Annotated in this window: 9 protein-coding genes; all 9 read left to right on the forward strand. The window is 52.6% G+C overall.

Annotated features, from left to right (window positions below; all coding sequences use genetic code 11):
* Nucleotides 1-1,159: 1,159 nt before the first annotated feature.
* The 9 genes from C7E10_RS00640 to C7E10_RS00680 all read left to right on the forward strand — a co-directional run bounded on the left by C7E10_RS00640 (nt 1,160) and on the right by C7E10_RS00680 (nt 11,527).
* The gene (locus tag C7E10_RS00640; protein WP_105325463.1) at nt 1,160-1,777 is read left to right on the forward strand and encodes an undecaprenyl-diphosphatase; all 618 of its coding nucleotides are present in this window, start codon (nt 1,160-1,162) and stop codon (nt 1,775-1,777) included.
* A gap of 391 nt (nt 1,778-2,168) precedes the next feature.
* Nucleotides 2,169-3,629, forward strand: coding sequence for a nicotinate phosphoribosyltransferase (locus C7E10_RS00645; RefSeq protein ID WP_105325464.1), 1,461 nt, complete (start codon nt 2,169-2,171; stop codon nt 3,627-3,629).
* A gap of 330 nt (nt 3,630-3,959) precedes the next feature.
* Nucleotides 3,960-5,039: an ECF transporter S component gene (locus C7E10_RS00650; RefSeq protein WP_105325465.1), complete on the forward strand. Its 1,080-nt coding sequence runs from the start codon at nt 3,960-3,962 to the stop codon at nt 5,037-5,039.
* Between the two features lie 4 nt (nt 5,040-5,043).
* A complete protein-coding gene (locus C7E10_RS00655; RefSeq protein WP_105325466.1) occupies nt 5,044-6,843 on the forward strand; it encodes an ABC transporter ATP-binding protein in 1,800 nt (599 codons plus the stop codon).
* Nucleotides 6,830-8,722, forward strand: a complete 1,893-nt coding sequence (locus C7E10_RS00660; RefSeq protein ID WP_105325467.1) for an ABC transporter ATP-binding protein — start codon at nt 6,830-6,832, stop codon at nt 8,720-8,722. Before C7E10_RS00655 ends, C7E10_RS00660 begins: the two co-directional genes overlap by 14 nt.
* 57 nt (nt 8,723-8,779) lie before the next feature.
* Nucleotides 8,780-9,058, forward strand: a complete 279-nt coding sequence (locus C7E10_RS00665; RefSeq protein ID WP_199614912.1) for a DUF1294 domain-containing protein — start codon at nt 8,780-8,782, stop codon at nt 9,056-9,058.
* 43 nt (nt 9,059-9,101) lie between these two features.
* A complete protein-coding gene (locus C7E10_RS00670; protein WP_105325468.1) occupies nt 9,102-9,314 on the forward strand; it encodes a hypothetical protein in 213 nt (70 codons plus the stop codon).
* A 537-nt stretch (nt 9,315-9,851) separates the two neighbouring features.
* Nucleotides 9,852-10,613, forward strand: coding sequence for a helix-turn-helix domain-containing protein (locus tag C7E10_RS00675; RefSeq protein WP_105325742.1), 762 nt, complete (start codon nt 9,852-9,854; stop codon nt 10,611-10,613).
* 23 nt (nt 10,614-10,636) lie between these two features.
* Nucleotides 10,637-11,527 carry an IS3 family transposase gene (locus tag C7E10_RS00680; protein WP_255419934.1) on the forward strand — a complete coding sequence of 297 codons (891 nt, stop codon included), beginning with the start codon at nt 10,637-10,639 and terminating at the stop codon, nt 11,525-11,527.
* Nucleotides 11,528-12,204: the final 677 nt, after the last annotated feature.

Raw genomic sequence — 12,204 nt, forward strand, 5'->3', positions numbered from 1 at the left:
GATGTTGTCAATCTGTTTAGAAGTTGGTTAGAATTCTGCCGTATCCTAAAGAAAACCAAAAAGAGAAGGGGAGAACCCCATCCCGGTCCTGCTTTAGAATTAGGGCAGGACCGACCTTCCCCTTTTCCTGTTCGTACCAAGTGACGAACAGGTAAGTGGAAGGCAAGCGGCCGTAGGCCGCTAAAACCTGGATGGGGGACGGTGCTGGTCTGTGCAGCAGGTGGTTTGATAGTTAATGTAGTGGTGACACTATACTAACGATTACCAATTGACCAGTACATTCCTAGAACGCTTCCTGCAAGAGTGTAGGAAGTGTCGCCGCAAGGCGACGAAGGAAGTTTATCCAAGTATTTGCGGCCGCAGGCCGCTGCCTTCCCACAACAACAGCAGTCCAATGTGGGAAGGTGGGGCGCGCAGCGCCTCGGATGGGCCACTCATTCCCAAAAACACCTCTATACTTTTCGCAGAAAAGTATAGGACGTTACCTACCTCAAGTCACGTCTGTAATAACCCTATAAAATCTATCTTCAGGAGGTAAACCCCATGCTCCACACCCTACTGCATGGATACGACTCCCCGGAGGGCAAAATATTCCCAAAAACACCTCTATACTTTTCGCAGAAAAGTATAGGACGTTACCTACCTCAAGTCACGTCTGTAATAACCCTATAAAATCTATCTTCAGGAGGTAAACCCCATGCTCCACACCCTACTGCATGGATACGACTCCCCGGAGGGCAAAATATTCCCAAAAACACCTCTATACTTTTCGCAGAAAAGTATAGGACGTTACCTTACTCAAGCCACGTCTGTAATAACTCTATAAAATCTATCTTCAGGAGGTAAACCCCATGTTCCACACCCTACTGCATGGATACGACTCCCCGGAGGGCAAAATATTCCCAAAAACACCTCTATACTTTTCGCAGAAAAGTATAGGACGTTACCTTACTCAAGCCACGTCTGTAATAACTCTATAAAATCTATCTTCAGGAGGTAAACCCCATGTTCCACACCCTACTGCATGGATACGACTCCCCGGAGGGCAAAATATTCCCAAAAACACCTCTATACTTTTCGCAGAAAAGTATAGGACGTTACCTTACTCAAGTCACTTCTGTAATAACCCTATAAAATCTATCTTCAGGAGGTAAACCCCATGCTCCACACCCTACTGCAATGTGACACGCAGCTTTTCATCTTCATCAACTCCCTGGCCGGCCACTCCGCCGTCCTGGACCACTTTATGAAACTGGTGAGCCAGTACGGCCCCTTGGCCTTCCTGCTGGTGTTTGCCGCCCTGTGGTTCAAAGGCAGCAGCCCCCAGAAACAGTTCGAAAACCGAATTTTCGTCATGCTGGCCGTCCTGGGCACCGCCCTGGCCCTGGCCATCGGTACCGGCCTTGGCACCCTCTGGTTTAGACCCAGACCCTTTACCGTTCTGGCCGTCACCCAACTGCTGCCCCACGCTGCCAATGCCTCGTTTCCCTCCAACCACGCCGTTGGCTGCTTTGCCCTGGCCGCCGCAGGCCTGAAGTATAGCCGGAAATTGGGCACCCCTCTGCTGGTACTAGCCGCCCTGGTGGCCATCTCCAGACCCTACGTGGGCGTCCATTACCCCTTGGACGTACTGGCCGGCGCCGCCCTTGGCTGGATTACCATGACCCAGGTCTATAAAGCCAGAGCCGCCTTGAGAAGAACCGCCACCCTGCTGGTCTATTGCTGCGAATGGCTTGGTGAACACTTCCCCGGTCTCAGAACCCTGCAAAAACGCTGAGAGAGCAGGGGAGCACAAGTGCTCTGGAAAATGGGAAGGCACCGCCGCAAGACAATGCACGAGCCAAAGCAAAAAACGACTCTGCAAAAGGGAAAACCAATTGCAGGCTCGTTTTTTACATTCTGTTTGGTTGTTAATTCTGAAGAAAGTAAAGAAATCTCTAGCTTCAATAACTGTCCTGCTTACTAAAGAAACTAAATAAGCAGGAAAGTCCAGCCAAGTTCCCCGGAATCCCCGCCATTTATATCTCAAATCCCCAACTTTTAGAATTTTTTGCCAAAACTGGTTATAAACGTGGTACAATTGTTACCAATAGCAATACCTGGCCGGAGGTTTCTCCCAGTCCGGGAAATACGCGGTGCTCAGCCGCAGTAACGAGGAGAAGACTAACATGAAACAATGTGACGCTAGAAACTTGTCCATGGTATTTGACCTGTACGAAATGACCATGGCCAACGGGTATTTTGAAGACAAGGAACGGGACCGGGACGACTACGTATCCTTTGATGTTTTTTATCGCAACAACCCTGACGATGGCGGCTTTGCCATCTTTGCCGGACTGGAACAGGTGCTGGACTACCTGGAAGACCTGCATTTCAGTGCCGAAGATATCGAATACCTCCGCAGCCTGCATACCTTCAGTGAGGATTTCCTGGAATGGCTGAAGGATTACCACTTCCGGGGAGACGTGTACGCCATGCCCGAGGGCACCATTGTGTACCCCAACGAACCCCTGCTGACCGTGTATGCACCCCTGATTGACGCCCAGCTGGTGGAAACCGCCATCTTGTGCCAGATTAACCACCAATCCCTGATTGCCACCAAGGCCCAGCGGATCGTAAAAGCCGCCGAAGGCCGTGCCGTCTCCGACTTTGGTGCCAGACGCGCCCACAACATGGACGCAGCCGTCTACGGCGCCCGGGCAGCCTACATTGGCGGTGCCGCCAGCACTGCAACCGTATTGGCTGGCCAAATGTTCGGCATCCCCGTCAGCGGCACCATGGCCCACAGCTGGGTCATGTACTATGACGACGAATATACCGCCTTCAAACGCTTCTCCGAAATCTATCCGGATAACGCCATCTTGCTGGTAGATACTTATGACGTACTGGATTCCGGCGTACCCAACGCCATCAAAGTGGCCCACGAAGTCCTGGAACCCATGGGCAAACGGCTGAAAGGCATCCGCATCGACTCTGGCGACCTGGCCTACCTGTCCAAGAGAGCCCGGAAAATGCTGGACGAAGCCGGCCTGCAGGACGCCATTATCGTCATCTCCAACAGCCTGGATGAATACACCATTGGCTCCATTTTGGACCAGGGCGGCTGCGTGGATTCCTTTGGCGTAGGCGAACGCCTGATTACCGCCAAAAGCGACCCCGTTTTCGGTGCCGTGTACAAACTGGTGGCCGTCCATAAGGACAAAGCCATTATCCCCAAAATCAAGGTTTCCGAAACCTTCGAAAAAATTACCAACCCCGGCCGCAAAGGCGTGTACCGGGTGTATGACCCCAATGGCCATGCCATTGCCGACCTGCTGACCATGGAAGACGAAAAGCCCGTGGATGGAGAAGAATTCCACTTTGTGGATACCCACCGTCCCTGGAAACGACTGTCCTTCACCGGCTGCAACTTCAAAGAACTCCAGGAACTGGTGCTGAAAAACGGCAAACGCACCAAACCCTCTCCCTCTTTGGAAAGCATCCGCAACTTCGTGAAAATCCAGCTGGTCAACGAAATCTGGCCCGAAGAACAGCGCTTCGCCAACCCCCATATCCACTACCTGGATATGAGCCCCACCTATTACAAAATGAAAATGACCCTGCTGGAAGACGCCAAACGGGTTAAATAACCTAGCAGTTACAACGCCAAGCAAAACGCCAAGCCCTTTTGCTTGGCGTTTTTCATGAGACAATGCGGGGGAGGAGGGGGCCCAGCGGGCCATCCCAGTTTTTCGCGGCCCCGGCCGCGATTTGCCTTCCACTTACCTGTTCGCTATGCGAACAGGAGAAGGGGAAGGGTGGCCGCAACCGAGAATAAAAAGCGGCCGGGATGGGGTTCAAAACCAAGTTTCCCAACGGGCACCGCCCGCACCCCACCAACCGTTGATTGACTTTTGTCTCCACACCCCATTTGCTGTATAATATACCTATCAACTCTATATATTTTGCGAGGCGACATCATGTCCAAATACCATCCCCATAACCTAACCCAGGCGGGACTTCTCATCGCCCTGGGCATTCTCATACCCTTTGTCACCGGTCACGCCTTCGGCGTCCAGGGAACGGTGCTGCTGCCCATGCACTTTACCGTGCTGCTGGCGGGCTTCCTTCTGGGCCCCTTCTGGGGTGCGGTCATCGGGGTGTTGACACCCCTGATTTCCAGCGTGCTTACCGGCATGCCCCCGGCCTTTCCCATGCTGCCCCTGATGATCGGCGAGCTGGGCACCTACGGCTGGGCCACCGGCCACTTCTGGAACCGGGGGTGGGGGCTGCTGCCGGCTCTCGTTGCCTCCATGGTGCTGGGCCGCCTGGTCCGGGTGCTTTTGGTGTCAGGGTTGTTCCTATTTAACGGCAAAGCCCTGGGCCTGCTGCTCTTTGTTTTTATCCTCCAAGGGCTGCCCGGCATTGTCCTCCAACTGCTGATCCTGCCCCGGGTACTCCGGGCCCTGGGCCTTGCCCAGGCAGGAAAAACCGCCCCTGCGGCGAATACAAATACCAACGTTCCCACCAAGGAACAGATAGGAGAGAATATAATGAAAGAAAACCATACCCAAAATCAGGCGCTGGAAGCCCTGATCCAAAGCGAAATGCATAAAATCGTCCACGAAGGCCAGTCCATTGCCATCCTTCAGGACGGCCAGGTGGTCTTCACGGATACCGCCAAAGGCGTGATGCCCCTTCTGAAAGTACTGCGGGCCCAGCCCGAACTGTTAAAGGGCGCCGTTGCCGTAGATAAGATTGTAGGCAAGGCCGCTGCCATGCTCTTTACCCTTGGCGGCGTCAAAGAAGTCCATACCTACATCATCAGCACCGCCGGCAAAGAATACCTGGAAAAACACCATATCCCCGTGTTCTTCCAAACGGAAATTGCCATGATTGAAAACCGGATGAAAACCGGCATCTGCCCCTTTGAAAAGTCCGTTATGGATACCGAAGACCCGGCCGAAGCCCAGCAGCTCCTGGCCGCCACCGCAGCCCGTCTCATGAGCGGCAAACGCCCCGCAGCACCCCAAGAACAAATTCAAGCAGAAGCGAAGTGATTTCATGCAAAAAGGTTGGAAACTCCTTTTTCAATCTGTAAGAGAATATCGGACCTCCATGCTCCTGACCCCTGTGCTGGTCCTGGGAGAAGTCTGCTTTGAAGCCCTGATTCCCTATGAAATTGCCCTGATGATCAACGAAATCAAGGCCGGCTGCGGCCCCGACCGCATTGGCCACTACGCCTGGATTCTCTGCGTCATGGCACTCTTAGGACTGCTCTGCGGCTACGCCGCCGGTATGACCTGCGCCAAAGCCTCCTGCGGCTTTGCCAAAAACCTCCGGCAGGACATGTTCTACCAGATTCAGGAATTTTCCTTCTCCAACATCGACCGGTTTTCCTCGGCCTCCCTGGTAACCCGGCTGACCACGGACATCCAGAACATCCAGATGGCCTTTATGATGCTGATCCGCACCGCCTTCCGGGCCCCCTTCAACCTGCTGTTTTCCTTCTTTATGGCCTACTACATGGGCGGGTTTATGGCCATGGGCTTTGTGGTGGTAATCCCCGTGCTGGGCTACGGCCTGTACGCCATCGCCAAAAAAGCCATGCCTATGCTGAAACGCGGCTTTCCCCAGTACGACGCCATGAACAGCAAAGTGGAGGAGAACATCAAAGGCATCCGGGTGGTGAAATCCTTCGTCCGCCAGGATACCGAAATCAGCAAATTCAACGTCACCGCCAGGGAAGTCCAGCGGCTCTTTACCAACGCCGAGCGCTATATCGCCCTGAACAACCCCCTGATGCAGATCTGCGTTTACGGCATCATGGTGTTCCTGCTCACGGTAGGCTCCAAACTGATCATTACCACCCAGGGCCAGGCCCTGGACATCGGCCAGTTTTCCACGCTGCTGACCTACAGCTTTCAAATTTTGGGCAGCCTGATGATGCTGTCCATGATTTTCGTGCTGCTGACCTTTACTGAAGAATCCGTCAAGCGGGTGGAGCAGGTCCTCCACGAACAGAGCGACCTGGTATCGCCCCCGGACCCCGAAACACAAGTCCGGGACGGCTCCATTGTCTTTGACCACGCCTATTTTCAGTACGACGCCCAAAACGGCGACCCGGTGCTGGAAGACATTAACCTGGATATCCATTCCGGAGAAGTCATCGGTATTGTAGGCGGTACCGGCTCCGGCAAATCCTCCCTGGTTCAGCTGATTCCCCGGCTCTACGACGTTACCGACGGCGCCGTAGCAGTAGGCGGCCTGGACGTACGCCGCTACGACCTGGAAACCCTGCGTTCCAGCGTGGCCATGGTCCTCCAGAAGAACCTGCTGTTTTCCGGCACCGTAGCGGACAACATCCGCTGGGGCAACGAAAACGCCACCGACGAAGAAGTGCGCCAGGTCTGTGAGTGGGCCTGCGCCGACGAATTCATCCAGCGCTTCCCCGACGGCTACAACACCTGGATTGAGCAGGGAGGCGCCAACGTCTCCGGGGGTCAGAAGCAGCGCATCTGCATTGCCCGGGCCCTGCTGAAGAAACCCAAGATTCTTATCCTGGACGACAGCACCTCCGCTGTGGATACCAAAACCGATGCCGCCATCCGGCAGGCCCTGCGGGACTTCCTGCCCGGCACCACCAAGCTGATTATTGCCCAGCGCCTGGCCTCCGTGGAAAACGCCGACCGGATTATCGTCATGGACAAAGGCAAAATCAACGCCGTAGGCACCAGCGAAGAACTGCTCCAGACCAATACCATCTACCAGGAAATGGCCCGGTCCCAGAACCTCCAAAAGACCGACGAAAAACTGGCCCAATCCGGGGCAGAGAAGGGAGGGCTGGCCTATGACCCAGCGTAAACCCCAGGTACACAAAATCCTCAGCTGGAGCCAGGCCAAACTGTTCATCCTGACCCTCCAGCGCTTCTACCCCCGGCTGTTTCCCACCATTGTGGGCCTGATTATCCTGAACTCGGTAATCCTGTCCATCCCCTCCATCTTTATGCAGAAGGTGGTGGCCACCCTGCAAACCGCCTGGGAACAGAACCTGACCTGGCCGGTGATCCAGCCCATCATTTACCACTATGTGAAAATCCTGGCCGTCCTGTACGTGATTTCCCTGCTGGCCAACATTACCTACAATCAGCTCCTGGCCGTCTTTACCCAAGGCTGCCTGTGCCAGATCCGGGAACGACTGTTCGCCCATATGGAAAGCCTGCCCATCCGGTACTTTGATACCCACAAACGCGGGGACGTGATGAGCTATTACACCAATGACGTAGAAGCCCTGCGCCAGGTGATCTCCCAGTCCTTTCCCCAGCTCCTGGTGTCCGCCGTTACCGTGGTGGCCCTGTTTGCCGTCATGGTGTACTACAGCGTGTGGATGAGCCTGGTGGTCGTAGGTGGCTCCCTGTGGTCCGTGGTGATTACCCGTAAAGTAGGGGGCAAGTCCGCCCAGTACTTCCTGGAACAGCAGCACGCCCTGGGCCGCTGCGAAGGCTTCATGGAAGAAATGATCAACGGCGGCAAAGTCATCAAAGTCTTCAGCCACGAAGAACTGTCCAAGGCAGACTTCAATAAAGAAAACGAAGAACTGTACCAGGCCTCCTTCCAGGCCAACAAATATTCCAACACCCTGATGCCCATTTTGAACAACGTCAGCTACCTGATCTATATTATCGTAGCCAGCTTTGGCGGCCTGTTCCTCAATTGGGACGTACCCAACCTGTCCATCTCCGGACTGCCCTTTACCCTGGCCGTGATTATCCCCTTCCTGGGCATGAGCCGGCAGTTTGCCGCCGCCATCCAGCAGATTTCACCCCAGATTAACGCCATCGTCCTGGCCATGGCCGGTGCAGAACGCATCTTTGGCCTCATGGCCGAAGACCCCGAGGAAGACCATGGCCACGTGACCCTGGTGCCCCCGGAAAAAGGCTGCAAAGCCAAAGCCCGGCACTGGTCCTGGCAGGTACCCCAGGAGAACGGCACGTACCAGTACGTACCCCTTACTGGCGAGGTCCATTTCCGGAACGTAGACTTTGCCTATGACCCCGCAAAGACCATCCTCCACGACATCAACATCACCGCCCTCCCCGGACAGAAAATTGCCCTGGTAGGCGCCACCGGAGCCGGCAAAACCACCATCACCAACCTGCTGAACCGTTTCTACGACATCACCAAAGGCACCATCACCTATGACGGCATCGACATCCACCAGATGAGCAAAGGCTCCCTGCGCAAATCCCTGGGCATCGTCCTCCAGGACACCGTCCTCTTTACCGGCACCGTGCTGGAGAATATCCGCTACGGCCGACTGGACGCCACCGACGAAGAATGCCGAGAAGCCGCAGAACTGGCCGGAGCCGATTCCTTCATCCGCCACCTGCCCCAGGGCTATAATACCCTGCTCAAAGGCGGCGGCGCCAGCCTCTCCCAGGGCCAGTGCCAGCTGCTGGCCATCGCCCGAGCCGCTGTAGCCGATCCCCCCGTCATGATCTTGGACGAAGCCACCAGCTCCATCGATACCCGTACCGAACAAATCGTCCAGCGGGGCATGGATGCCCTGATGGAAGGCCGCACCGTCTTCGTCATTGCCCATAGACTGTCCACCGTCAAAAACGCCGACCAGATACTGGTCCTGGACGGCGGCCGCATCATCGAACGCGGCAATCACGAAGAACTGCTGGAGAAACAAGGCGTGTACTACCAACTGTATACCGGCGCCTTTGAACTCAGCTGATACCCGCGCAGAACTTGAAAAGAACAATTTTGCATATACCCTAAGGAGATTCAACCCGTGCTTACCTTACACCAATCCTTTTTCTACTATCTGGGCTTTATCAATATCCTGACCTTCCTGATCTACGGCTACGACAAATTTCAGGCCAAACGCGGCGGCTGGAGAGTCTCCGAAAAAGTCCTTTTGGTCCTGGCCGCCGCCTGGGGATCCCTGGGCGCCCTCCTGGCCATGTACTTTTTCCGCCACAAAACCCAGCATAAAAAATTCATCTACGGCGTCCGCATCCTGATCATGCTCCAGGTCGCCGTCTACTGCCTGTTCTACCTCAAGTACTAACCCCGGCAGCAGTACCAAAACCCGTGAAGGGAAGTGAATACACATGAAATTCGGACTCAGAACCCCGTCCCTGACCCGTTCCCTGAAAGCCAGAACTACCGGCCGCCTCAAACGCCAGGTCAAACGCGCCCTTATTCCCGGCTACGGCCAAAAAGGCATGGGGTACATCAAAGACCCCGAACGCGCCATCAAAAACAAAATCTACCACAAGACCACCTTTTCCTTGTGGGACGTATTGAAGAAACTGTTTGGGTAGAAGAAAATATGAACAAACCAGCCTGTGAATAAGAACTCACAGGCTGGTTTGCTGTTTTTAGAAGGGTATTTGCGGCCTTTGGCCGCGGAGGGAACCTTCACAGCTAAATTGGTGGAATGAGAATATTTTTGTGTGAACTCGGGGGATGAGTGGGGGGCTGACAGGTAGAGTTGAAGAAAACGGAGAACGTGCTACGCTTTCTACGAAAGCGTAGAGGTGTTTTTGGGAATATATAAGCGGCGCCAGCGCCGCAGAAGGAGCACTCTCCGTCGCCTCGCGGCGCCACCTGCGCCCGCATGCGCGCGAGGTCAACTTCTATAGTAAATTCGCAATAACAATGTGTTTTATCCTGCTTAGTTACCCCCACATTGTGTTCAAAAATAAGTAATTTTAAAAACGTGGTGGTGCCTTATTGATTACCTCTACCAAGCATTGCGGCCGCATCCAAACAGCCAGACAAATATTGTATTTGGCTGTTTGGTGAATAAGGCCCATGTGATAGCTGCGGTTGGCATGCCTCCTTCAAGCTGGTATGCTATGAATAAAGTAGACTGGCATATAGTTAAACCTCCTGGATTCGTTGAAAGGAGAGTATGTAAAATGTCTATATCGAAAGTCAGTGCAGAGGATAAATTAAAGGCTGTCAAAGCTGTTCTTGCTCATGAAGAATCACCAATGGTTTCTGCAAAAAGGTTAGGGGTTCACTGGAAAGCAGTACAGTATTGGGTAGATGAATATATAGGAAATGGTCCTGAGGTATTTAACAAAAGACAGGTTAAAAGTTATTCTGCTGATCTTAAGATCCAATGCGTAGAGGAATATCTTAAGGGCGAAACGACTATGTCCCAGCTGGTACAAAAATACGGATTAAAAAGTTCTCGTCAAATCAGAGACTGGTTAAAGAAGTATAATAGTCATGAGGAACTAAAAAGTTCGGGTACTGGAGGTGCCAAGATCATGACTAAAGCTAGACAAACGACCTTTGACGAGCGCGTTGAAATCGTAAAATACTGCATTGAAAACGGGAATGCTTACCATGAAACCGCTGAAAAGTTTAAGGTTTCCTACCAGCAAGTCAGAAATTACGTCTTAAAATATAATAAGTACAATACCGAAGGACTCATAGATGGGCGCGGACACAGGAAGCCAGTAGAAGTCCCTGAAGAAGCCCCTACAGAATATGAGTGTATGAAAGCTGAACTCAAACTGGCTAATGCAAAACTCAAAGCCAAGGATATGGAGATTGATTTCCTAAAAAAACTCGATATTGTGGAAAGGAGGCGGGATTCACACAAATAAGATATGGAGCCATTTATGAAGCCATTAAAGAACTGCACGCTGAAAAGAATTACCCTATTCTTGGCCTGTGCAAATTGGGAAAAGTGTCCCGGGCCGGCTACTACAAATGGCTTCATAGAGAGCCTTCAGCACGCGAAATTGACGACAAGGAAATTGCTAAAAGAATAGAAGAGATATACAAGGCTGACCCAGCTAAAGGGTACAGACGAATAGCTGATGACTTACGAGCCCCAAATAAGAAGATCTATCCTGACACGAAACCAATAGCAATTGGTGACGGTCGCGTTCTTCATCTTTGTCGAGTGATAAATATAAAGTCTACGATTAAATATGCCCCTAAGGGCTGCACCCAGCGTGCAATAGATCCTGCATACATTGCAGAAAATATCTTGAATAGGGAATTTAAAGCCGATGCCCCTAACCAGAAATGGTGTACTGACGTCTCAGAATTTCACTACTATGAGGGGGTAGTTGTGCATAAGGTATATCTGAGCGCGATTATTGACCTGTATGACAGACGAATTGTTTCCTATGTGATAAGCAACCGGAACGATAAAAATTTGGTATTCAATACCTTCAATAAGGCATTGTTGAAAAACCCTGGCGCGCATCCCCTGTTTCACTCTGACCGGGGATTCCAATACACCTGCAGGGATTTCCGCAAGATGATTCTAGATGCTGGTATGACGCAGAGTATGTCACGGATAGGAAAATGCATTGATAATGGCCCGATGGAAGGCTTCTGGGGCATGCTGAAAAGAGAACGGTACTATACTCGTGACTTCGACAGCCGTAAAGCTTTGGTAACGATGATTAATAACTACATGGAGTATTACAACAGTGGCCGTTTGCAGCGGAATTTGGGCCGTTTGACCCCTATGCAAAAACATAATAGCTACCAAATGGCGGCGTAGAGGTTTATATTATTAGGAACTGTCTACTTGACGGGGAGCACACCAGCGTGAAGGAGGTGGCAGCCACTACCTTCCACGTTTACGGGGAAGGGGAACAGCCCGTAGGGTGGTGGAAAGGGGGCTGACGGAGAAAGTTTCTAATTGTAAGGACGCTGCTGATTGGAACACGGCGAACCACTCGAGAGGTGGCACCGGAAGGTGACGAAGAGAGTTTCATAAAGGAACAAATAGCAAAATAAATATATTCTGTTTGATAAAAAAGTGTTGCTTTTCCGCAGCCCTTGGCCGCAGAAGGAACCTTCCCCACCCAGGGCCCTTGGATTCTTGGTGTGGCCCGTCCCTCCCCTTCCTGTTAGGCGGGGAGGGCATCGGGTAGTGCTGGCCGGTTCTGTAGGAGTTTTTGATTGTGAATGTAGTGGTAAAGCTATCGTAACGATGAGCAATTGACCAGTGGTGGTCTGGAAGCCTACCACAAGCGTGTGGTAGGTGTCAGCCAAAGGCTGACGGAGGAAGTTAATTACTGCCTTCCACTTACCTGTTCGCTATGCGAACAGGTAAAGGGGAAGGTGCCGGCGAACTCGCCGGCGGATGGGGTTCAAAAGTAGAATGTCTGCACTACACCCGTTGAGAATGTCGACCAAAAATCCGGGTACAAAATTTTCTGTAGTTGAGTTACC

Source organism: Acidaminococcus hominis (assembly GCF_900291475.1).
In the GTDB taxonomy this organism is placed as follows: Bacteria; Bacillota; Negativicutes; order Acidaminococcales; family Acidaminococcaceae; genus Acidaminococcus; species Acidaminococcus hominis.

Coding starts and splice junctions, on each gene's coding strand:
- C7E10_RS00640 (WP_105325463.1), top strand. CDS start 1,160: ATGCTCCACACCCTACTGCAATGTGACACGCAGCTTTTCATCTTCATC.
- C7E10_RS00645 (WP_105325464.1), top strand. CDS start 2,169: ATGAAACAATGTGACGCTAGAAACTTGTCCATGGTATTTGACCTGTAC.
- C7E10_RS00650 (WP_105325465.1), top strand. CDS start 3,960: ATGTCCAAATACCATCCCCATAACCTAACCCAGGCGGGACTTCTCATC.
- C7E10_RS00655 (WP_105325466.1), top strand. CDS start 5,044: ATGCAAAAAGGTTGGAAACTCCTTTTTCAATCTGTAAGAGAATATCGG.
- C7E10_RS00660 (WP_105325467.1), top strand. CDS start 6,830: ATGACCCAGCGTAAACCCCAGGTACACAAAATCCTCAGCTGGAGCCAG.
- C7E10_RS00670 (WP_105325468.1), top strand. CDS start 9,102: ATGAAATTCGGACTCAGAACCCCGTCCCTGACCCGTTCCCTGAAAGCC.
- C7E10_RS00675 (WP_105325742.1), top strand. CDS start 9,852: ATGAATAAAGTAGACTGGCATATAGTTAAACCTCCTGGATTCGTTGAA.